Here is a 21,918-nt window from a genome sequence, read left to right as displayed (position 1 = left end):
TGGCCTCCCACGGCGGGCTGTTGTCAGCGGGACCGAAAAGTCCCCGCGCGACTCCTGCAAAACCCCCTAGCCAAGCCCCGATACTTGCTCTATAGAGCCGGTCAATCCCTTCAGAGATGAACTCTCTGGGCCGCTTTGGCGGCGCAACGATATTGAATTCGGAGTACCGACCATGGCAGTGCCAAAACGAAAGACCTCGCCGATGAAGCGTGGCTTCCGCCGCTCGGCCGACGCTCTTGCCACCGCATCCTATGTTGAAGACAAGGATTCCGGTGAGCTGCGCCGTCCGCATCACGTCGACCTCAAGACCGGCATGTATCGCGGTCGCCAGGTTCTCGACGTCAAGAAATAAAACGAAAGACGAGGCGCGCCTTGCGCTCGTTTCTGTTATGCCGACGGCCGATCCCCACCAGGATCGGCCGTTTTGCTTTGTCTGCCGCCGGAAAGAGCGGCCAATATCGGAGTTGAGCCATGAGCATGCGCGTTGAATCGGACACGATGGGCACCATCGAGGTTCCGACCGACAAATATTACGGCGCGCAGACGGCCCGCAGCCTCGCCAATTTCGACATTGGCGGCGAGAAGATGCCCAAGGAAATCGTCACCGCCTTCGGTGTGCTGAAAAAGGCCGCGGCCCTCGCCAACCACAAGCTCGGCCTGCTCGACGAGAAGACCCGCGACCTGATCGTCGCCGCCGCCGACGAGGTGATTGCCGGCACGCTGGATGATCACTTCCCCCTCGTGGTCTGGCAGACCGGTTCGGGCACCCAGTCCAACATGAATGTCAACGAGGTCATCTCCAACCGCGGCATCGAGTTGGCCGGCGGCACCATGGGTTCCAAAAAGCCCGTGCACCCCAATGACCACGTCAACATGAGCCAGTCGTCCAACGACACCTACCCCACGGCCATGCATATCGCCGCTGTCGAGGCGCTGGAGAACTATCTCTTCCCGCGCGTCGCCCTGCTGCGCGATACGCTCCACGCCAAGGCCGAAGCCTATATGGACGTGGTCAAGATCGGCCGCACCCACCTCCAGGATGCAACGCCCCTGACTCTGGGCCAGGAAATCTCCGGCTGGGTCGCCCAGATCGACTATGCCGTGGCCGCCATCAAGGCCACCCTGCCCCAGCTCAAGGAACTGGCCCTGGGCGGCACCGCCGTCGGCACGGGCCTCAATGCCCATCCCGACTATGCTGTCGCCGTCGCCAGGGAAATCGCCACCCTCACCGGGCATGATTTCGTCACCGGTCCCAACAAGTTCGCCCTCCTGGCCGGCCACGACGCCTTTGTCGGCACCTCGGGCGCCCTCAAGCAGCTCGCAGTGGCCTTCATGAAGATCGCCAATGACGTGCGCTGGCTGGCCTCCGGCCCGCGCTCGGGCCTAGGCGAGATCATCATCCCGGAAAACGAGCCCGGCTCCTCCATCATGCCGGGCAAGGTCAACCCGACCCAGTCCGAAGCCATGACCATGGTGGTCGCCCAGGTCATGGGCAATGACGCCGCCATCGGCTTTGCGGCCAGCCAGGGCAATTTCGAGCTCAACGTCTTCAAGCCCGTCATCGCCTACAATTTCCTGCAGAGCGTGCGCCTGCTGGCCGACAGTGCCAAGTCGTTCAACGACAACTGCGCCATCGGCATCGAACCCGACCGCAAGCGCATCGATGAACTGGTCAACAAGTCGCTGATGCTAGTCACCGCGCTCAATCGCAAGATCGGCTACGACAACGCCGCCAAGATCGCCAAGACCGCCCACAAGAACGGCACCACCCTGCGCGAGGAAGCCATCGCCCTGGGCCTGCTCACCGGCGAGGAGTTCGACGCCGAGGTCAAGCCCGAACAGATGGTCGGCCCGCTCAAACTGAAGCGCTGACATTTCAGTCGACACCCTCCCCCTTGTGGGGAGGGATCAAGGGTGGGGGAGTGGCTAGCCCGGATATAGGGGCTCTCCGCACCCCTCCCTGTCTCCCCCATCGAGGGGAGTGTCGCTCGGTGGTCGCGGGTCGTCAGGAGCCCTTCACGCCCATGCCGGCCTCTGGCATGGTGCACGGCGCCAAACCGGAGCCGCCACGATGACCGAAACCGTCTATATGCCGACCCCGCACGCCCCGCGCCGCAACGGCCGCTTCATCCCGCCGCTGCTGGTCGTGCCCTTCGTGCTCTACAATATCGTGGCATTCCTGTTCTTTGGCGGCTCGCCCACCGGCTGGAGCAATGGCCTGTTCACCATTCCCATGGTCTCCGGCACGCCCTGGGCCATCACCGCCGGCGATTTCCTGCTGGTCATAGGCATCATCGCACTCTTCATCGAAGTGCTGAAATCCACCAATGCCGGACGCTCGTCGATCGTCGAGCACATGCTCTCCATGGTGCTCTTCGTGGCGTTCCTGATCGAGTTCCTGCTGGCGGGCGCGGCCTCGAGCTCGGTGTTCTTCCTGCTCATGGTCATGGCGCTGATCGATGTTGTTGCCGGCTTCACCGTCTCCATCACCAGCGCCGGCCGCGACGTCACGATGAGCTAGGCGACGATGCTGGTCCGGTAGCCCATCGGCATCCGCTTCACCGCAACCTTGGCGCCGTCGGCATAGGCCCCGATGGCGCCCTCGGGCGTGTCGCGCCGGCGGCTCCGCTGCGGCGGCAGATGGTCGCGCTCGGCCAGCAACTGGCTGACAAAGGCCGCCGCCGTCTCGGTGCGGTGCAGGGAAGGCCGGGGACGCGCGGCACCCACCCGGACGGGCAGTCCACCAGCTTTGGTGTCAGAATTGGCCATTGCGTGCCTCGCTTGTCTCAAAGCGGGCCAGCCTGTCTCGCAATGAGACACATGATCTGGCCCTATGCCCTATTAAGAGCAATCGGTGTGCCAGATGCTAACGTTTTGTTAACGCTTTGGCTCCCAAAGCGCGGCATGGTTAAGGGCGATCGCCGTGCGGCGACCGCCCGGCTTGGCTAGAAATTGTCCTTGCCCTTCCGGATGGCTGCGAACACTTCGGCCGGCTCGGCGCCCTCGAGCCCGAATTGCCGCGCCAGCACCGGATCGTCGGCCCGCAGGAATGGATTGGCCGCCTTGTCCTCGCCCAGCGGGAAAGGAATGGTGGCCTTGCCCGCCGCCCGCAGCGCCGTCACCTCGGCCGCCCGTTTCTGCAGGGCCACATTGTCCGGATCGATCGACAGCGCGAATTTGGCATTGCTGGCGGTATATTCGTGTCCGCAATAGACCAGCGTGTCGTCGGGCAGCGCGCGCAGCGCCTTGACCCCTTCCCACATCGGCCCCGGCGTGCCCTCGAACATGCGGCCCACGCCCAGCGAGAACAGCGCGTCGGCGGTGAACAGGTGCTTGCCCACCCTGTCGTGAAAGACGATATGGCCCAGCGTATGCCCGGGCGCGTCATAGACATCGAATGCCGTCTCGCCCAGCGTGACCGTATCGCCACCGGCGACCAGCACGTCGAGCCCTTCGATCTTGTCGGCCTCCCCGCGCGGCCCCACGACACGGACCCCGAATTCCGCCTTGAGCTCGGGGATCGCCTCGACATGGTCGATATGGTGATGCGTGATGAAGATGTCGGTGAGGTTCCAGCCCCGATGGATCAGCGCGTTTCGGATCGCGGCCGCTTCCGGCGCATCGATCGCCGCGGTACGGCCGGTGGCGGTGTCATGCACCAGATAGCCGAAATTGTCGCTCCGGGCTGAGAACACATCGACGATCAGACTCATGGTGCAACTCCTGGGGACGTTAGAACGGCTTGAAAGCTAGGTGCGCCGCAGCCACATGACAACCGGTCCGTTGGACAAGTCTTTGGGAAACCGGCAAGTTGCGCTCATGACCGCCGACGTCACCCGCCTCATCGCCTATTACAAGTCCCCGCTCGGGCGCATTTCGCGCGCCTTGGTGCGCGAACAGGTCATGGGCCTTGCCGAGGATGTGCGCGGCAAGCGCGTGCTGGGGCTCGGCTTTGCCACGCCCTATCTGCGCTTCACGCTGGACAGTGCCGAGCGGGTGCTGGCCTTCATGCCGGCCCGCCAGGGCGCCTCGGCCTGGCCGCGCGAGGGCCCGTCCCATACCGTGCTCTGCGATCCGCTGGAAATGCCGCTGACCGATGCGGCCGTCGATCTCACCATCGCCATCCATGCCCTCGAACACGTCGCCGATGCGGAGGAGCTGATGCGTGAGCTCTGGCGCATCACCGCGCCCAATGGTCATCTGATCATGGTCGTGCCGCGCCGCCGCGGCATCTGGGCGCAGCGCGACAATACCCCCTTCGGCTCGGGCAACCCCTATTCGGGTGGCCAGCTCGACAAGCTCCTGCGCGACCACAGCTTCGTCCCGGAAGCCTGGCGCGATGGCCTCTTCGTGCCGCCCTTCCAGTCTTCGCTGGTGCTCAAGTCCACCCGCCTCTTCGAGCGGGCCGGCCGGCTGCTCGGCCCGGCCATGAGCGGCGTCATCTGCGTGCGCGCCCGCAAGGAGGCCTTCCCCGCCGTCCCCCGCCGCAAGCGCGAAGAGCGCTTCGTCCGCGTCCCGGGCATGAACACCGCCACGGCACGCCAGGGATAGCGCATTCCGCTTTGCCTTCCGCCCGCGCTTTGACTATGGTCCGCGCGGTTTTTCCGCCCAGATTGGCATCATGTCCGACGACACTATCCGCCCCGTTCCGCAGCCCGGCATTCTCGACATTGCCCCCTACCTGCCCGGCAAGTCCGGCGCGCCGGGCAGCAATGCCGTCAAGCTGTCGGCCAATGAAAGCCCGCTGGGCGCCAGCCCCAGGGCGATGGAGGCCTTCCGCGCGGCCGCCGATCACCTCGACATCTATCCCGAGGGTTCGTCGCGCCTTCTTCGCACCGCTCTGGGCGAAGTGCATGGCATCGATCCCGAGCTGATCGTCTGCGGCAACGGCTCGGACGATCTGCTGCACCTCCTGGCGCAGTGCTATCTGGGTGAGGGCGACGAGGCGGTCATGAGCCGCTACGGCTTTTCGGTCTATCCCATCATCACCCGGGCAACCGGCGCGGCCATCGTCATGGTCGACGAGGATGACTATACCGCCGATGTCGATGCCCTGCTGGCCGCCGTGAGGCCGAAGACCAAGGTCGTCTGGCTGGCCAACCCCAACAACCCCACCGGCACCTACCTGCCCGACGCCGAGATCCGCCGGCTGCATGCCGGCCTGCGCCCCGACATTCTCCTCGTCATCGACAATGCCTATGCCGAATATGTCACGGCCGAGGATTTCACCGTGGCCACCGCCCTGGTGCGCGAGGCGCAGAACGTCGTCATGGTCCGCACCTTCTCCAAGATGGGCCTGGCCGCCGCCCGCATCGGCTGGATGTTTGGCCCGGCACCCATCGTCGACGCCATCCACCGCATTCGCGGCCCCTTCAACGTCAACCTGCCGGCCCAGCTGGCCGGCGCGGCGGCGGCGCGCGATGTCGAATTCACCGCCCGGCTCAAGGCGCATAATGCGCAGTGGCGCGACTGGATCACGGCTGAACTGAACCAGTCCAACCACTTCCGCGTCGTGCCCAGCCAGGCCAATTTCGTCATGGTCATGTTCCCTGACGCCGATCACGCGGCTTTGGCCTTCCAGACCCTGCTGGAGCGCGGCCTCATCGTGCGCGAAATCGGCGCCTCCTACGGCATCCCGGACGGGCTGCGCATTTCCATCGGCTCCGAACAGGCGATGCGCGGCGTCGTCGGCATTCTCAAGGCATTGGTCAAGATCGCATGACTGTTCACTTCCGCAAGCTGGCCCTGATCGGTATCGGGCTTATCGGTTCCTCCATCGCGCTGGCCGCCCGGCGCCAGGGGCTGGTCGAGGTCATCTCCATTGCCACCCGCAAGCAGGAGACGCTGGATGAGGCCCGCGAGCTCGGCCTGGGCGACATCTATACCCTCGACGCCGCCGAGGCGGTGCGCGGCGCCGATCTGGTGATCCTCTGCACGCCCGTGGGTGCCTATGACAGCGTGATCCAGGCCATCGCCCCGGCGCTCGAACCCGGCGCCATCATCTCCGACGTGGGCTCGGTCAAGGGCCATGTGGTCAAGGCACTGGAGCCGCACATCCCCGCCGGCGTCAGCCTGATCCCCGGCCATCCCATTGCCGGAACCGAGCATTCCGGCCCCTCGGCCGGCTTTGCGGAACTGTTTTCCGGCCGCTGGTGCGTGCTGACGCCCGGCCCCGAGGTCGATCCCGCCAACACCGAAAAACTCGCCGGCTTCTGGCGCGCCATGGGCAGCCAGGTCGAGACCATGGATGCCGCCCACCATGACATGGTGCTGGCCATCACCAGCCACATTCCGCATCTTATCGCCTACAATATCGTGGGCACCGTGGCCGATCTCGAGGCCGCCACCCAGTCCGAGGTCATCAAGTTCTCGGCCTCCGGCTTCCGCGACTTCACCCGCATCGCCGCCTCCGACCCTGTGATGTGGCGTGACGTGTTCCTGACCAACCGCGATGCCGTGCTCGAAATGCTGGGCCGCTTTTCCGAGGATCTCAGCGTGCTGCAGCGCTCGGTCCGCCTGGGCGATGGCCCGGCACTCGAAGCCATGTTCACCCGCACCCGCGCCATCCGCCGCTCGATCATCTCGGCCGGGCAGGAAACTGCCGCTCCCGATTTCGGCCGCCCGCACGAGGCCACGCCCGTGCCGGACGTGCCCTTCGTCCGCGAACATGGCGGCGGCGACGACGCTTGAGCGCGACCCGGAGGGGAAAATCGCTCCAGTGGAGCGATTTTAGTGCTCAAGGCCATGAGGGCTGCGCCCGAATGGCCCGAAGGCGCATCGCGCTCTTCGCCGTCTCACCAGCAACTTCAGTAGACCTCATACTGGGCCTGCTGAAGGACGAGGTCGTGGCACCGCACGATCAATAAAGCGGCGGCACCGCTGCGATCGGCACCAGCCCCGAATAGATCCCGCCGGCCCGAAAATTGAGCTGGTTGGTGTGCGAGCCATCGGCTGCCGGCGTGCCCAACACGAGTGTGCGCCAGGGCTCCTCGATCAGCGGCCCGATCCGTTCGGCAACGCCCGTCGAGGTCACCGCGATCTGCCCCTCTGGCGCGCCCTGTGCATCGAGCCGCAGTGCGCCGCTGGCATCGAGCACCGAGCTGGCATCGGTGCCATGGATGGAAACCACCTTGAGTTCGGCCCCCGCCTGCTGCATCGCCGGCAGCAGCATTGGATCGCCCCAGGCGCGCACATCGTCGGGCAGGCCCGACAGTTCGAGTTCGATTTCCGCATTGGTGTCGGCCAGCGTCAGCCCCGGCCAGGCCAGGGCCTGCGCCCGCCCATAGAGCGCCAGCGCTGCCAGCCGCCGCTCGGCATCATGCTGCTCGGGAATGTCGAACAGGTGCAGCTCGACCGCCGGGCTCTGCGCGATTACCGCATCGCCGAACAGGCTGTCGGACCACACCATATCCTTGCCCGACACCGAAGCGCGCGCGATGCGCCAGTTGTCGAGCCGCACGCTGGCCTCCAGCACCGACCAGGCCACCGCGTTGCGCGTACCGGTAAAGCTGTCGGTCAGCTGCAGCGGGCCCAGCGCCGAGGCCAGCATATGAGTGGGCGCATAGACTCGCACGCTGGCGCGGATGCCCGGCACCGCCACGGCGACATCGCCGCTGACAATATTTGCATTGCTGCAATCGACATCGAAGCGGAACGGAAAGCCGCCGATATCGAGCGCCTCGCAGGAAAGGCTCGGCGTCGTGACCCCGTCGGCAGCGGCCAGCGCCTCGATATTCTGCCGCACCATCCCGGCCAGTACCAGCCAGGCGGCGCTCCACAGGACAACCACGGCGACGACGACGCTGCCAACAATGATGATTCGCTTTTTCATGGCGGGCAGTCTTACCTTCCCCGGCTGGCGGACTAAAGTGTCATCGCCGCGGCACGCATTCATTGCCGGTAAATCCGGGTCGTCTTAGGATCGCATGGCTTCTATCCAGAGCCTGCAATTGCCTCGCGCGGCAAGCTTGCCTAGGTTTCTGTTCAGGTTATGGCGATGCAAAGCTCAGATACAACAGTGACCCATTGGGTCTTCGGCTACGGTTCCCTCATCTGGAATCCCGGCTTCGCCCATGTCTCGGCGCAGCAGGGCCTGCTGCGCGGCGCCCATCGCAGCCTCTCCATCGTCTCCCACCATCATCGCGGCACCGTCGAGCAACCCGGCCTGGTCTTCGGGCTCACCCGGGGCGGCTCCTGCCGCGGCATGGTTTTCGAGGTGGCCGACAGCGACTGGCCGGAGGTGCGCGCCTATCTGCAGGCGCGCGAACAGGTCACCGCTGTCTATCGCGACGTGATGCGCCCGGTGCATCTGGCCGATGGCCGCACCGCCAGCGCCCTGGCCTTCCTCGTCGACGAGCGGCACGAGCAGTTTGCCGGCCATCTCAGCATCGAGCAGCAGCTGGCCATGGTCCGTGCCGGCGTCGGCCTGTCCGGCCGCAATGTCGATTATGTGCTCAATACCGCCCGGCATCTCAATGAACTGGGCATCCGCGACCGCCAGCTGATGGCCCTGGCCGAACTGCTGCTGCGCGACGAGGCGGCGGCCGCCTAGAGCGCCAGCCGGCCACCCTCGCCCACGCAATTGGCCCGCGCCCCGAATTCGGCCACCCGCGCCTCGATGATCCCGGCAATGCGCAGCATGCCGGCCGAAGGCCGCCCCGGCTGCCGCAGCATGGGGTTAGGCAGAGCCGTCACCAGCAGGGTCGCCCGCCGCCAGTCGAGATTTTGCGGCTCGACGCCAAAGGCCCGCTGCGCCCCGGCCGCCACGCCGAACTGTCCCTCGGGGCCCCATTCGGCAATATTGAGGTAGATTTCCATGATCCGCCGCTTGGGCAGGACCAGGTCGATATAGATCGCCAGCGGCACTTCGAGCGCCTTGCGCACCACGCTCTGCCCGTTCCAGAGGAAGAGGTTCCGCGCCACCTGCATGGTGATGGTCGAGGCGCCGCGCGCCTCCTCTCCGGCCATGTAGTTCTCGACCTCGTCGCGCAGCGCGCCCAGGTCGACGCCCCAGTGGCGGCAGAACTGCCCATCTTCGGACAGGATCACCGATGCCTTGAGCCGGTCGGAAATCTCGCCCAGGTCGCGCCAGTCGCGCACCACCGGCCGCCCCGTCACATAGCGCTCCAGCATGGGCACCGAAACCGGATCGACAAAGAGATAGAGCGGCGTCAGCAGCGCCGGAATCGCCGCGAGAAGAACGACGACCACCGCAATGGGGCGGAGTATCCGCCAGAAGCCCTTGGGTTTGCTGCGTCGTGCCATAGCGGCTCAATAGCCGACGCGACCGGCACATTCCAGTGCCACCTTGCCCCCGCACGGATGACCGGCTAGCTACAGACCCATGTATGATTTCGCTGCCGACATGACCGATTGCGCCAATGCCGTGGAGACGGCACTGGACCATCGGCTTGCCGTGGCGCGCCTTTCCGGCCCGGGTCCGGCCGCCGAACGGCTTGTCGCCGCCATGCGCCATGGCAGCCTCGCGGGCGGCAAGCGGCTGCGCCCCCTGCTGCTGCGCCAGGCGGCTGCGCTCTTTGCCATTCCGCCGGCCCAGTCACTCGCCGCCGGCCTCGCGGTGGAAATGGTGCACTGCTATTCGCTGATCCACGACGACCTGCCTGCCATGGACGATGACGACCTGCGCCGCGGCCGGCCCACCGTGCACAAGGCCTATGACGACGCCACCGCGATCCTGGCCGGCGACGCCCTGCTCACCCATGCCTTCGGCCTGCTCGCCGATCCGCAATGCCATCCCGATCCCGCTGTGCGCATCGCTCTGGTGGCAGAACTCGTCGCCGGTTCGGGCGCCGGCGGCATGGTGGGTGGCCAGATGCGCGATATCGAGGGCGAGCAGGGCGGCTTTTCGGGCGATGACATCTCGACCATGCAGGCGATGAAGACCGGCGCCCTGATCCGCGCCAGCGTGCGCGTGGGTGCCATTCTCGGCGGCGCCGACGCGCGCGCCCTCTCGGTCCTCACCGCCTATGCCGAGGCGGCCGGTCGCGCCTTCCAGCTCGCCGATGATCTTCTCGACGTCACCGCCACGTCCCAGGCCATGGGCAAGGCCACCGGAAAGGATGCCGGCATGGGCAAGCAGACCCTGGTGGCCCAGCTCGGCGTCGATGCCGCCCGGGAGCGGCTGAACCAGATCGTCGGCGAAGCGTTGTCGGCCCTGCGCACCTTCGGCCCCAGGGCGGATGGCCTGCGCAGCACAGTCCGCTATTTTGCCGCCCGGGAGCACTGACACATGGCCATTCTTCTGAGCGTCAACCGCGGCAAGCCCGAACCCATCCCCGCCAAGTCGGCCGTGACCGGCATCTTCAAGCGGCCCGTCGAGGGCCCGGTTGAGATCGATGCCCAGGGCCTCAAGGACGATGCCATCATCGATCGCCGCCACCATGGTGGGGTCGACCAGGCCGTCTATCTCTATTTTGGCGATGACTATGAGTGGTGGTCGGGCGAGCTGGGCGAAACCATCGCCCCCGGCACCTTCGGGGAAAACCTCACCATTGGCGGCGTCGCCGGGCGCCAGGTCTCGGTAGGCGATCGCTTCACCATCGGCAACGTGGTGCTGGAAGTCACCTCCCACCGCACGCCCTGCATGGTCTTTGCCGCGCGCATGGGCGATCCGGGCTGGGTCAGGCGCTTCCACCGCGCCGGCCGTCCCGGCGCCTATTGCCGGGTGATCGAGCCCGGCAGCGTCGAAGCCGGCAAGCCGGTCAAGTACCAGCTCTTTGAAGGCGAACGCACCAGCGTCGCCGAGCTCATGGCGCAGGACGGGGTGCGCGAGATCGACCCCGAATTCATGCGCCGTGCCCTCACCGCCCCGGTGCATTACAAGATGCGCGCCGATTACCAAAACCGCCTCGCCCGCCTGTTCTGAAAGCGTCCCGATGAGCCTCCAGTCCGTCCAGGCCGACCTCGCCGCCCGTGCCCCCGATCTTGTCGTCGAGGTCACCGCCGATTCCACCGCCACCGTGCAGACCGCCGCTCTGGTACATGGCTGCGAGCCCGGCCAGATCGCCAAGACCCTGTGCATCCGCGTCAATGGCGATGTGCTGCTGCTGGTGACCCGCGGCGATGCCCGGCTCGACAATGCCAAGTCCAAATCCGCCTTTGGCGGCCGTCCGCGCATGCTGGGCGCCGAGGAAGTGGCCGAGCTGACCAGCCACCAGGTCGGCGGCGTCTGCCCCTTCGGCCTGCCCCGCCCGCTGCCGATCTATCTCGATAGCTCGCTCAAGGTCTATGACGAGGTCATCCCCGCCGGCGGGGACACCCATGCATCGGTGCGCCTGAGCGTGGCGCGGCTCGCCGAACTCTGCGGCAATAAATGGGTTGATGCCTGCCAGCCGCCGCAGATTGCCGAACAGTCCTTTACTGCTTTGCAATCGTAAGCAACTAGCTTGGCCGGGCAAGGGCCGCTTTCGGCCGTTGCGCGGAGAAGCATCAACAGTGCTGCACGTAGTGAACAGCGCGATCGATGGCCAGCCACGGCCCCTGGACGAGCCCTATGCCCGCCAGCTGGCGCGGGGCTATCGCGGCTTGCAGTTCGAGCAACCGCTTGAGGCCGAATACCGCGCATTGGTCGATGAAGAGCAGCGCCGCCCAGCCCTGGTCTGCGCCTGGGCCGGCCTGATCATCTGGTCCGGCTTTGCCGCCTTCGACATTTTCCGGCTCAACCTGGCCGGGCGGGAGACCATAGCGCCGGACATCTGGGTGCTGCTGGGCGCGCGCTGGAGCGTGCTGCTCATTCTCGCCGGCTACATATTTCTGCCCCTGCGCAACCGCATCCGGGTCGGCACGGCCGGCTTCCTCATCTATGTCGCCATTGGCCTGGTCGTCGCAATCACCACCGTCATCTTCAAGACCAATGGCCTGCTGGCCGCCGATACGGCGCAGATCGTCGTGGTCATGGCAGCCTTCCTGCCCATTGGCATGACCTTCTATGTCGCCCTGATCGCGTCCCTGTCCCTGGTCCTGGCCACTGCTGTCGCGGGGCTCATCTACCTGCCCGGGCCGCAGTTGGCGGGTCACCTGGGCCTTACCTTGGTCATGGCGATGGCCGTGCCCGTCGCCGCTGTCGGCGGCTATCTGCGCGAGCATGCCCATCGCCGCCAGTTCCTGCTCGGCGCCCTCCTGGCGCGGCAGGCCCAGTTCGATCCACTGACCGACCTGGCCAATCGGCGGCTGTTCCAGCGCCACGCCACCGCCACCATCGCCCATGCCCACCGTGTCGACGAGCCGCTGATGCTGGCCATCCTCGATCTCGACCACTTCAAGCAGGTCAACGACCGGCATGGCCACATGGCCGGCGACCAGGCCCTGCAGCAGGTGGCCGAGGCCATCCGCGACGCTGCGCGCGGACCCATGGACATGGCGGCGCGGCTGGGCGGGGAGGAATTCGCGCTGCTGATCTATGGCTGCGACAGAGAACGGGCCCGCCCCATCCTGGACGCCCTGCGCCAGCGCATTGCCGATCTGCCCATCCTGCCGGGCGGGGAGGCCCTCTCGATCAGCATCGGCGCCAGCATGCTCGGCCCGGACGAAGACCTTACAACCCTTTTCGCCCGCGCCGACCGCCTGCTCTATGCCAGCAAGTCCGACGGCCGCAACCGGCTGAGCCTGGACTAGCAGCGTGGCCCTCTCGCCCCGCCTTGCCGACATTCTCGCCGCCCTGCCCCTCATGCCGGGCATGCGCGTGCTCGAAGTCGGTTGCGGCCCGGGCGCGCTGGCCCGCGCCATGGTTCCGCTGATTGGCAACGGCTTCGTGCTGGGGCTCGATCGATCGGCCACCGCCATCGCCCAGGCCCGCGCCGGTTCACCCGATGAACTGGCCTCCGCCCGGCTGCAATTCCGCGTCGGCGCCATCGAGGATTTCAGCCTCGCTGCCGGAGAAACGCCCTTCGACCTGATCGTGGCCATTCGTGTCGGCGCCCTGGATGGTCGCCATCCCGCAGCCGGCGCCCGCGCCATCCCGCGCCTGCGCGCCGCCTTGCGACCGGGTGGCACGGTGCTGATCGACGGCGGCAACCCGCTGCAGGTCCTGCCGCTGGACCAGGGCTGAGCCCGGCGCCTATTCCGCCGCGGACTTCTGCCCGGCGCCGAACTTGCGCTCGATATAGTCGGCGACCATCACCTTGAACTGGTCCGCCACATCGGCGCCGCGCAAGGTCGCGACCTTCTCCCCATCGACAAAGACCGGCGCCGCGGGAGTCTCGCCCGTGCCGGGCAGCGAAATGCCGATATTGGCATGCTTGCTCTCGCCAGGCCCGTTGACGATGCAGCCCATCACCGCCACGGACAGCGTCTCGACGCCCGGATAGCGCTCGCGCCATTCCGGCATCGAGGCGGAAAGGTGATCCTGGATATCCTTGGCCAGGTGCTGGAACGTGTTGGACGTCGTACGCCCGCAGCCGGGGCACGCCGCCACCACCGGCAGGAACTGGCGGAAGCCCATGGTCTGCAGCAATTCCTGCGCCACCTTGACCTCGGTGGTGCGATCCCCGCCCGGCTCGGGCGTCAGCGAAATGCGGATCGTGTCGCCGATCCCCTGCTGCAAGAGGATGCCCATGGCGGCCGATGAGGCCACCACGCCCTTGGTGCCCATGCCCGCCTCGGTCAGCCCCAGATGCAGCGCATAGTCGCAGCGCGCCGCCAGGTCCTGATAGACTGCGATCAGGTGCTGCACGTCGGAAACCTTGGTGGACAGGATGATCCTGTCGCGCCCCATGCCCAGCTCTTCGGCGCGTCTGGCCGACAGCAGCGCTGACTGGATGATCGCTTCGCGCTGCACCGCAGCGGCCGAAATCGGCGCTGCCGAGGCGGCATTCTCGTCCATCAGCCGGGTGAGCAATTCCTCGTCCAGCGAACCCCAGTTCACCCCGATGCGCACCGGCTTGTTGTAGCGGTTGGCGATCTCGATCAGCGTCGAAAACTGCGTATCGCGCTTGGCCTTGAAGCCCACATTGCCCGGATTGATGCGATATTTTGCTAGCGCCTCGGCACAGGCCGGGTGGTCGGTCAGAAGCTTGTGGCCGATATAGTGGAAATCCCCCACCAGCGGCACGTCATAGCCCATGAAGGCCAGCCGGTCGCGGATGATCGGCACCGCGGCCGCGCTCTCGTCGCGGTCGACGGTGATGCGCACGATCTCCGAGCCGGCGCGCGCCAGCTGCATCACCTGCTTGACCGTCGCATCGATATCGGCGGTATCGGTATTGGTCATCGACTGCACGACGACCGGCGCCCCGCCGCCGACCAGCACGCCGCCGACATCCACACCCACCGATTGCCTGCGCATTGCCGGGCCAGCCATCAAACACCTCTGAACTTCTGAGGGAGAAATAAGCCCGCTAGCCTAGAGACGCAATGTTTCTCCATTGTGTCGAAGCGACGCTGGCCGGATCGTCGACAGAATGACCATGCAAGGAGACCGTCATGAGCTTCCAGGCCTATCTCGACAATATCGAAAAGCAGACCGGCGTCACGCCTGATGAGTTTATCCGGCTGGCGACCGCCAGGGGCTTCACCCGGCCCGGAACCAAGGCCACGCCCATCACCGATTGGCTCAAAGCCGACTATGGCCTCGGCCACGGCCATGCCATGGCTATCGTCAAGCTGCTGCGCGAACGGGGTGGCCTGAGCTGATTGTTGCGATGATGTGATCGCGCCCACCTTGAACCATTGCCGCGCAGGACCATTTAAGGTCCATGTTCAAGATGTTCCTCCCCCGCCTCGTCCTCTTTCGCAAGGAAGTCGTCCAGCTCTGGAAGGCCTTCTTCGCGCCCGAAACCCCGCTCTTTCTGAAGGCGGCAACCCTGTTCGTTGCCTTCTACCTGGTCAATCCGATCGACATCATCCCCGACTTCATCCCGGTTGCGGGCTGGATCGATGATATCGTGCTGGTGCCCATGATGGTGAGCTGGATCGTCAGCCGCCTGCCCATCAAGGTCCGCGCCGACCACCGCGAGCGCAACGGCCAGACCATCGACGGCCGCGCCCGCCGGGTCTAGGCGCCCAGTGATGCCACGACCGCGTCCTGCAATAGGCGTGGCACGATGACCAACAAAAAGGCCCGGATCGCTCCGGGCCTTTTGCTATTCCAGCCGGACCAGCAGGTCCTTGGCGTCGATCTGGTCGCCCGGCTTGATCAGCAGCTCGGCGATCACCCCGTCCACTTCGGCATGGATGGCCGTTTCCATCTTCATGGCCTCGATCGAGCAGATCACGTCGCCGGCGGTGACCGACTGGCCCTGCTTGACCGCCAGCGTCGAGATGACGCCCGGCATGGGCGCACCCACCTGCTTGGCATCGCCCGGCGCGGCCTTGGCCCGCACCTTGATCTCGCCCGCCTTGAGGCGATCGGGCACCACGATGGTACGCGGCTGCCCGTTGAGGTCGAAGAACACCCGCACTTCGCCCTTTTCATTGGTCGGGGCCCGGCCGAGATAGGTCACGACCAGCGTCTTGCCCTTCTCGATATCAACCAGCAGTTCGTCGCCTTCTTCCAGGCCATAGAAATAGACTGGCGTCGGCAGCACTTCGGTCGGCCCATAGCGCTCCTGGGTCTTTTCGAAGTCCGAATAGACCTTGGGATACATCAGGTATGAGGCCAGCCGGAAATCGTCGATCGGATGCCCGACCTCCTCGGCAATCTTCTTGCGCTCGGCTTCGAGATCGACCGGCTTGAGATAGGAGCCCGGCCGCTCGGTCAGCGGCTGCTTGCCCTTGAGCACCTTCTTCTGCAGCGCCTCGGGGAAGCCGCCCGGCGGCTGGCCAAGGTCGCCGGCAAAAAAGCCCACCACTGAATCGGGGAAGGCGATGTCGCGCTTGGGGTCTTCCACATCGGCGCGGGTCAGCCCGGCCGAAACCATGGCCAGTGCCATGTCGCCGACCACCTTGGAGCTCGGCGTCACCTTGACGATATCGCCGAACATCTGGTTGACGTCGGCATAGGTCTGGGCGACCTCGTGCCAGCGCGTTTCCAGCCCCAGCGAGCGTGCCTGCTCCTTGAGATTGGTGAACTGGCCGCCCGGCATTTCATGCAGATAGACTTCCGAGGCCCCGCCCTTGAGATCGCTCTCGAAGGCCCGATACTGCGTGCGCACGGCTTCCCAGTAGAATGAGATCTGCCTGATCGCCTTGGCATCGAGCCCGGGGTCGCGCTCGCCGCCGGCAATGGCTGCGACCAGCGAGCCCAGCGTCGGCTGGCTCGTCGTGCCGCTCAGCGCATCCATGGCCGCATCTACCGCATCGACGCCCGCATCCACCGCCGCCAGCACCGTGGCCGAGGCCGCGCCCGACGTGTCGTGGGTATGGAGGTGTATCGGCAGGTCGGTCTCGTTGCGCAGCGTCGCGATCAGCTTCTTGGCGGCGGCCGGCTTGAGCAGCCCTGCCATGTCCTTGAGCCCGAGCACATGCGCCCCGGCTTTTTCCAGCTCCTGCGCCAGACCGACATAGTATTTGAGGTCATATTTGGCGCGGTCGGGGTCGAACAGGTCGCCGGTATAGCAGATGACGCCCTCGGCCACCTTGCCCTCCTCGATGACCGCATCGAGCGAGACGCGCATGTTCTCGACCCAGTTGAGGCAATCGAATACGCGGAACACGTCGACCCCGCCCTTGGCGGCTTCGCGCACGAAGAACTTGACGACATTGTCGGCATAATTGGTGTAGCCGACGCCATTGCTGCCGCGCAGCAGCATCTGCGTCAGGATATTGGGCGCGCCCTCGCGCACCTTGGCCAGCCGCTCCCACGGATCCTCGTTGAGGAAGCGCATGGCGACGTCGAAGGTCGCCCCGCCCCAGCATTCGAGGCTGAACAGGTTCGGCAGGCCCCGGCTATAGGCCTGGGCAATGCGGGTAATGTCGAAGCTGCGCATGCGCGTCGCGAGCAGGCTCTGATGCGCATCGCGCATGGTGGTGTCCGTGAACAGCACCCGGCTCTGCTTCTTCATCCACTTGGCAAGGCCCGCCGCCCCATCGCGGTCCAGGATCTGCCGGCTGCCCTCGATCACGCTCAGCGCCGGAAATTCCGGCACCACGGGCGCAGCGGCTTCCGCCGGCGGCCGCGGCCGGTCGCGCACTTCGGGATGCCCGTTGACGGTCACATCGGCGATATAGCTCAGGAGCTTGGTCGCGCGGTCCTTGCGCGGCTTGAAGTTGAACAGCTCCGGCGTCGTGTCGATGAAGCGCGTCGTATAGCGGTTCTCGACAAAGTCCGGATGGGTGATGATGTTCTCAAGGAATGCCAGGTTGGTCGCCACGCCGCGAATGCGGAATTCGCGCAGCGCGCGATGCATGCGGGCAATCGCCTCCTCGGCGCTCGGCGCCCAGCAGGTGACCTTTTCCAGCAACGGATCGTAGAACCGCGTGATGACCGCTCCCGCATAGGCCGTGCCGCCATCGAGCCGCACGCCAAAGCCGGTGGCGCCGCGATAGGCGGTGATGCGCCCATAGTCGGGAATGAAATTCTGCTCAGGGTCTTCCGTCGTCACCCGGCACTGGATGGCATTGCCGTTGAGGTGGATATCCTCCTGCAGCGGCACACCCGATTCCGGCGTACCGATCACCGCGCCATCCAGCAGGTGGATCTGCGCCTTGACGATGTCGATGCCGGTCACTTCCTCGGTGACCGTATGCTCCACCTGGATGCGCGGATTGACCTCGATGAAGTAGAACTTGTCGGTATCGGCATCCATCAGGAATTCGACCGTGCCGGCGCCGCGATAATTGGCGGCATTGCCCAGCCGCACGGCAGCGTCGGTCAGTTCCTTGCGCACCGCTTCCGACAGATATGGCGCGGGGGCCCGCTCCACCACCTTCTGGTTGCGCCGCTGGACCGAGCAATCGCGCTCGAACAGATGCACCAGATTGCCGTGGTCGTCACCGATCAGCTGCACCTCGACATGGCGCGCCCGCTCGATCAGCTTTTCGAGATACATCTCGTCCTTGCCGAAGGCCGCCTTGGCTTCGCGCTTGCCCTCGCTGACTTCGTTCAGCAGCGACTTTTCATCCATGATGCGGCGCATGCCGCGCCCGCCGCCGCCCCAGCTGGCCTTGAGCATCAGCGGATAGCCGATCTCGGCCGCCAGCTTCTTGATGGTTTCCGGATCATCCGGCAGCGCCTCGGTGGCCGGCACCACCGGCACATTGGACGCGATCGCCATGTTGCGCGCGGCGACCTTGTTGCCCAGGTCGCGCATGGTCTGCGCCCGCGGCCCGATGAAGATGATGCCGGCATCCTCGCAGGCATCGACGAATTCCGGGCTCTCCGAGAGCAGCCCATAGCCGGGATGGATCGCATCGGCGCCCGAAATGCGGGCAATGCGGATATACTCGTCGATCTGCAGATACGCCTCGACCGGGCCCTTGCCCTTGCCGATCAGATAGGCCTCGTCGGCCTTGAAGCGGTGCAGCGCCAGCTTGTCCTCTTCGGCAAAGGCGGCGACCGTCTTGAGCCCCAGCTCATTGGCGGCGCGGAACACGCGAATGGCGATTTCGCTGCGGTTGGCGACGAGGATTTTCTTGATGGGCATCGATTGCATATCCGAGCAGGAGGGGTTTGGGACCTTGCGGTCCGGCTCAGGTCGTCACGGCGGGATGGGACGGTCGTCCCTCCAACCGTCAGTCTCAAAACTAGTCGCGGCCCAGATGGCCCGCCAGGTGGCTCATGTCGTAGCCGGCTTCCGCCGCCTGCGCGATGATCTCCCCCGCATCCATTTCTCCGGCCTGGCTCAGCGCCCATAGCGTGGTCGAGCGCGTCCCCGAACGGCAGAAGCAGAAGACCGGACCCGCGCTCCCCTCGAGCACGGATTTGGTCTTGGCGACCATGTCGGGGGATACCCCTTCACGGCCCAGGGGAATGGCATGATAGGCAAGCCCGGCCGCCTTGGCCGCGGCCTCGATTTCGGCGCCGGCCGGCTGGTCCGGTGATTCGCCGTCAGGGCGGTTGTTGACGATGGCAACAAAACCGGCGGCTTTGAGCGATGCGACGTCCTCGGGCCTGATCTGACCGGCTACACTGACGTGATCGTTGATCCGCTTCAAATCCAAGTCACTACTCCCGCTGCCACAGTCGGCTTCCCCGGCCCCTTATATCTGCGGGGTCGCTGCCGACGCAACTGCGACGGAAGACTAGCTGTCATGAAGCTGTCATCGCCGCTCAGGCAGCCGCCGCGGCCCGGTGCTTCTGCAGCGGCTGCGGCCGGCCCAGCAGGAAACCCTGGAAACCGGTGCAGCCCGCCAGCCGGAGCTGACGCAGCTGCTCCTCGGTTTCGACGCCCTCGGCCACCACGTCGACCGGCAGCGAGCGGGCGATATCGCAGATCGCCGCGATGATCATGGCGTCGATCCGGTTGGCGCCCAGATTGGCCACATAACTACGGTCGATCTTGATGATGTCGAAGGCAAAGCCGCGCAGATATTGCAGGCTCGCATGGCCCGCGCCGAAGTCGTCGATCGCGATCCGCACGCCGCGCGCCCGCAACGCGGCCAGCGTCGCCAGCTCGATTTTGCCGGCATCGAGCGGCACCGTCTCGGTGATCTCGACGATGAGCAGGTCGGGCCGCGTACCGGTCTGGGCCAGCACCGCCTCGAAGCGGCTGGCAAACTCGGAATCGCGCAATTGCGCCGGTGACACATTGACCGCTACCGGCATGCCCAGCACCGGCAGGTCGGCGCAGACCCGCCGCAGCACCCAGTCGCCCAGCTTTTCGATCAGGTCGCTTTCCTCGGCGATCGGGATGAACTGGGCCGGCGAGATCATGCCGCGCACTGTATGGCGCCAGCGCACCAGCGCCTCGTAGGAGCGGATCGTCATGTCGGCGGCAAAGATCGGCTGGTAGTGCAGCTCCAGCTCGTTCATCATCAGGGCGGCGCGCAATTCACGCTCGATGAAGCGGCGCTGGCGTTCGTCGCCCAGCATGTCCGGGTCGAAGGCGACGACGGCGCGACGGCCGCCCTTCTTGGCCTTGTAGAGCGCCAGGTCGGCCATCGAGATCAATTCGGCCGGGTCGGTGGCGTCCTGCGGCGACAGGGCCACCCCGATGGAGGCCGAGACCCGCACCGGCCGGCCGCCGATCGGCACCGGCCGCTCCAGCTGCCGCAGCAATTCCTCGCCCAGCCGGCGCAAAGCCGGCTTGTTGTCGTGGCCGGGGATCATGATGCCGAATTCGTCCCCACCCAGCCGGCCGACCACGGCGCCGGGAATGACGGACTGGATGACGCGGCTGAGATGGACCAGCGCCGCATCGCCCGCCGCATGCCCCGCGCTGTCATTGAGCTGCTTGAGATTGTCCATGTCGAGCTGCAGGTAGCCCACCGGACGCTCGGAATTGTGAAAGACGTCGGCGCTCAGCTTTTCGAGGAAATAGGCGCGGGTAAAGACGCCGGTCAGCGCGTCCCTGTTGGCGCTGGCGCGCGCTTCGCTCCAGACCCTGGCCAGCACCGTCAGCCGCCGCGACATCCACCGATGCCCGAAGGCCAGGATGGCCAGCAGGACCATGCCGACCAGCAGCGAGCCGGCGGGCAGCGCCTGGACGACCTCTGGCCCGGCAAAGCCAAAAAACACCACGAACCGGACCAGCACCACGCCCATCACCCCGATGGCGATGGCCAGGGCAATTCTGCGATAGCCTACAATGATGTCGCTAAAGTCGGGGTCAGGTCGCATCGTCCGCCGGTCCGCTCAGATTGTTCCATTTAGGGCGCAAGGTCTGAACGAGCCGTAAACGGCACGAAAAGTTGTTTGTTATACAAAAGCTTAGGGCATTTTCGAGGGGGCTGCGCAGGCTAGCTCTGCCATGTGACAGCTCTGCGAACATCCCCCTCTCGCCTGCCTGTCCGGTTAACCGGACGCTAACGGCGTCCCGGGCTTACGACGGCGTATAGCGTGCCAGCGCCCGGATCACCTGCTTGGCCGTCACCCGGCCGATCTGTTGGCCGGCCTCGTCCACCACACCTACCCACTGGTTCTCGGCGAACAGCGGCAGCACGTCCTCGCAGCGCGCATCCTTTGACACGGCCTGTGCACAAATTTCGTGCTCACCCCGCTCCATGATCGAGCGGACGTGAATGGCCCGCGCCTTGTTCACGTCGCGCACGAATTCCTCGATATGCGGCGTGGCCGGGCGAAGCACGATATCCTCGGGCTTGCCCTCCTGCTGCACCGCGCCATCCTTGAGCACGGCGATGCGGTCGCCGATCTTGAGCGCCTCGTCGAAATCGTGGGTGATGAACAGGATGGTCTTGCCCAGCGACTTCTGCAGCTCGATCAGCTGGTCCTGCATGCCCGAGCGGATCAGCGGATCGAGCGCCGAAAAGGCCTCGTCCATCAGGATGATGTCGGTATCCATCGCCAGCGCCCGAGCCAGGCCCACGCGCTGCTGCTGGCCGCCCGAAAGCTGGCGCGGCTGGCTCTGCTCATAGCCGGAAAGGCCGACGATCTCGATCCACTTGGCGGCCTCCTTCAGCCGCTCGTCCTTGCCCACGCCCCGCACTTCGAGGCCATAGGCCACGTTGTCGATCACCGAGCGATGCGGCAGCAGGCCAAACTTCTGGAACACCATGGCGATCTGGGTGCGCCGATAGGTGCGCAACTCATCCAGGCTCATCTTGAGCACATCGGTGCCATTGACCACGATCTCACCGGCCGTCGGCTCGATGAGCCGGTTGACGTGGCGGATCAGCGTCGACTTGCCCGAGCCCGAAAGCCCCATCACCACGAAGATCTGTCCCTTGGCGATGTCGAGCGAGACATTGTCGAGCCCGACCACATGGTTGGTTTCGGCCTGCACATCCGCCTTGGACTTGCCCGACTGCAGCAGCGCCAGCGCGCCCGGTGCATCTTCGCCGAAAATCTTGGTGACGCCCCGCATGGCGATGGCGAGGTCTTGCCGTGTATCGATCGCGTTCATG

At 65.7% G+C, this 21,918-nt stretch carries 23 protein-coding genes; 14 read left to right on the top strand and 9 right to left on the bottom strand.

All coding sequences use genetic code 11. From position 1 onward, the window contains the following. Positions 1 to 172 precede the first annotated feature (172 nt). The 3 genes from rpmF to ACLI1C_RS15750 all read left to right on the top strand — a co-directional run bounded on the left by rpmF (position 173) and on the right by ACLI1C_RS15750 (position 2,521). Entirely contained in the window at positions 173 to 352 is a 180-nt protein-coding gene (rpmF, locus tag ACLI1C_RS15760) for a 50S ribosomal protein L32 (RefSeq protein ID WP_240230970.1), read from the top strand. 119 nt (positions 353 to 471) lie between these two features. After that, complete coding sequence (gene fumC, locus ACLI1C_RS15755) at positions 472 to 1,872, top strand: class II fumarate hydratase (RefSeq protein ID WP_411398436.1); 1,401 nt, start codon at positions 472 to 474, stop codon at positions 1,870 to 1,872. A gap of 199 nt (positions 1,873 to 2,071) precedes the next feature. Beyond that, complete coding sequence (locus tag ACLI1C_RS15750) at positions 2,072 to 2,521, top strand: hypothetical protein (RefSeq protein ID WP_411398434.1); 450 nt, start codon at positions 2,072 to 2,074, stop codon at positions 2,519 to 2,521. Here the strand turns inward: ACLI1C_RS15750 and ACLI1C_RS15745 are convergent. Continuing rightward, complete coding sequence (locus ACLI1C_RS15745) at positions 2,518 to 2,769, bottom strand: hypothetical protein (RefSeq protein ID WP_411398432.1); 252 nt, start codon at positions 2,767 to 2,769, stop codon at positions 2,518 to 2,520. The genes ACLI1C_RS15750 and ACLI1C_RS15745 overlap by 4 nt on opposite strands. A gap of 176 nt (positions 2,770 to 2,945) precedes the next feature. Next, the gene (gloB, locus tag ACLI1C_RS15740) at positions 2,946 to 3,713 is read right to left on the bottom strand and encodes a hydroxyacylglutathione hydrolase (RefSeq protein WP_411398430.1); all 768 of its coding nucleotides are present in this window, start codon (positions 3,711 to 3,713) and stop codon (positions 2,946 to 2,948) included. 106 nt (positions 3,714 to 3,819) lie between these two features. Between gloB and ACLI1C_RS15735 the strand changes: the two genes are divergently transcribed. From ACLI1C_RS15735 to ACLI1C_RS15725, 3 genes are all read left to right on the top strand, one after another. Continuing rightward, positions 3,820 to 4,551, top strand: coding sequence for a class I SAM-dependent methyltransferase (locus ACLI1C_RS15735; protein ID WP_411398428.1), 732 nt, complete (start codon positions 3,820 to 3,822; stop codon positions 4,549 to 4,551). 70 nt (positions 4,552 to 4,621) lie between these two features. Continuing rightward, entirely contained in the window at positions 4,622 to 5,722 is a 1,101-nt protein-coding gene (gene hisC, locus ACLI1C_RS15730; protein ID WP_411398427.1) for a histidinol-phosphate transaminase, read from the top strand. Further along, positions 5,719 to 6,690, top strand: a complete 972-nt coding sequence (locus ACLI1C_RS15725; RefSeq protein ID WP_411398426.1) for a prephenate/arogenate dehydrogenase family protein — start codon at positions 5,719 to 5,721, stop codon at positions 6,688 to 6,690. The genes hisC and ACLI1C_RS15725 overlap by 4 nt, the downstream gene beginning before the upstream one ends. A gap of 169 nt (positions 6,691 to 6,859) precedes the next feature. On the opposite strand, the gene ACLI1C_RS15720 is transcribed toward ACLI1C_RS15725, so the two are convergent. Then, positions 6,860 to 7,831, bottom strand: a complete 972-nt coding sequence (locus tag ACLI1C_RS15720; RefSeq protein WP_411398425.1) for a DUF2125 domain-containing protein — start codon at positions 7,829 to 7,831, stop codon at positions 6,860 to 6,862. Between the two features lie 186 nt (positions 7,832 to 8,017). Between ACLI1C_RS15720 and ACLI1C_RS15715 the strand changes: the two genes are divergently transcribed. Beyond that, the gene (locus ACLI1C_RS15715) at positions 8,018 to 8,551 is read left to right on the top strand and encodes a gamma-glutamylcyclotransferase (RefSeq protein ID WP_411398424.1); all 534 of its coding nucleotides are present in this window, start codon (positions 8,018 to 8,020) and stop codon (positions 8,549 to 8,551) included. Here ACLI1C_RS15715 and ACLI1C_RS15710 read toward each other — a convergent pair. Then, entirely contained in the window at positions 8,548 to 9,264 is a 717-nt protein-coding gene (locus tag ACLI1C_RS15710) for a transglycosylase domain-containing protein (protein WP_411398422.1), read from the bottom strand. The two genes, ACLI1C_RS15715 and ACLI1C_RS15710, sit on opposite strands and share 4 nt — an antisense overlap. Positions 9,265 to 9,343: 79 nt before the next feature. On the opposite strand from ACLI1C_RS15710, the gene ACLI1C_RS15705 reads away from it, so the two are divergent. The 5 genes from ACLI1C_RS15705 to ACLI1C_RS15685 are packed head-to-tail and all read left to right on the top strand — an operon-like array spanning position 9,344 to position 13,066. After that, positions 9,344 to 10,246, top strand: a complete 903-nt coding sequence (locus ACLI1C_RS15705; protein WP_411398420.1) for a polyprenyl synthetase family protein — start codon at positions 9,344 to 9,346, stop codon at positions 10,244 to 10,246. Positions 10,247 to 10,249: 3 nt separating this feature from the next. After that, a complete protein-coding gene (locus tag ACLI1C_RS15700) occupies positions 10,250 to 10,885 on the top strand; it encodes an MOSC domain-containing protein (RefSeq protein ID WP_411398418.1) in 636 nt (211 codons plus the stop codon). 10 nt (positions 10,886 to 10,895) lie between these two features. Further along, positions 10,896 to 11,396 (top strand): YbaK/EbsC family protein, encoded by a 501-nt coding sequence (locus ACLI1C_RS15695; RefSeq protein WP_411398417.1) that lies wholly within the window; start codon positions 10,896 to 10,898, stop codon positions 11,394 to 11,396. A 58-nt stretch (positions 11,397 to 11,454) separates the two neighbouring features. Further along, positions 11,455 to 12,633 carry a diguanylate cyclase domain-containing protein gene (locus ACLI1C_RS15690; RefSeq protein ID WP_411398415.1) on the top strand — a complete coding sequence of 393 codons (1,179 nt, stop codon included), beginning with the start codon at positions 11,455 to 11,457 and terminating at the stop codon, positions 12,631 to 12,633. Between the two features lie 4 nt (positions 12,634 to 12,637). Continuing rightward, positions 12,638 to 13,066 (top strand): SAM-dependent methyltransferase, encoded by a 429-nt coding sequence (locus ACLI1C_RS15685; RefSeq protein WP_411398413.1) that lies wholly within the window; start codon positions 12,638 to 12,640, stop codon positions 13,064 to 13,066. A 9-nt stretch (positions 13,067 to 13,075) separates the two neighbouring features. On the opposite strand, the gene ispG is transcribed toward ACLI1C_RS15685, so the two are convergent. Next, positions 13,076 to 14,317 (bottom strand): flavodoxin-dependent (E)-4-hydroxy-3-methylbut-2-enyl-diphosphate synthase, encoded by a 1,242-nt coding sequence (ispG, locus tag ACLI1C_RS15680; protein WP_411398412.1) that lies wholly within the window; start codon positions 14,315 to 14,317, stop codon positions 13,076 to 13,078. A gap of 122 nt (positions 14,318 to 14,439) precedes the next feature. Between ispG and ACLI1C_RS15675 the strand changes: the two genes are divergently transcribed. Both ACLI1C_RS15675 and ACLI1C_RS15670 read left to right on the top strand, forming a co-directional pair. Then, a complete protein-coding gene (locus tag ACLI1C_RS15675) occupies positions 14,440 to 14,649 on the top strand; it encodes a DUF4287 domain-containing protein (RefSeq protein ID WP_411398410.1) in 210 nt (69 codons plus the stop codon). 62 nt (positions 14,650 to 14,711) lie between these two features. Then, entirely contained in the window at positions 14,712 to 15,014 is a 303-nt protein-coding gene (locus tag ACLI1C_RS15670; protein WP_411398408.1) for a YkvA family protein, read from the top strand. Positions 15,015 to 15,098: 84 nt separating this feature from the next. Here the strand turns inward: ACLI1C_RS15670 and pyc are convergent, their stop codons facing one another. The 4 genes from pyc to ACLI1C_RS15650 form a co-directional block, all read right to left on the bottom strand. After that, a complete protein-coding gene (gene pyc / locus ACLI1C_RS15665; protein WP_411398406.1) occupies positions 15,099 to 18,539 on the bottom strand; it encodes a pyruvate carboxylase in 3,441 nt (1,146 codons plus the stop codon). Positions 18,540 to 18,639: 100 nt separating this feature from the next. Then, a complete protein-coding gene (locus tag ACLI1C_RS15660; RefSeq protein ID WP_411398405.1) occupies positions 18,640 to 19,056 on the bottom strand; it encodes a TIGR01244 family sulfur transferase in 417 nt (138 codons plus the stop codon). A gap of 109 nt (positions 19,057 to 19,165) precedes the next feature. Beyond that, entirely contained in the window at positions 19,166 to 20,674 is a 1,509-nt protein-coding gene (locus tag ACLI1C_RS15655; protein WP_411398403.1) for a putative bifunctional diguanylate cyclase/phosphodiesterase, read from the bottom strand. A gap of 202 nt (positions 20,675 to 20,876) precedes the next feature. After that, positions 20,877 to 21,917: a quaternary amine ABC transporter ATP-binding protein gene (locus tag ACLI1C_RS15650; RefSeq protein WP_411398402.1), complete on the bottom strand. Its 1,041-nt coding sequence runs from the start codon at positions 21,915 to 21,917 to the stop codon at positions 20,877 to 20,879. Between the last annotated feature and the right edge of the window lies 1 nt (position 21,918).

The sequence above is a fragment of the Devosia sp. XGJD_8 genome, from assembly GCF_046614475.1.
GTDB lineage: Bacteria > Pseudomonadota > Alphaproteobacteria > Rhizobiales > Devosiaceae > Devosia.
This window is presented reverse-complemented; position numbering and strand designations above follow the sequence as displayed.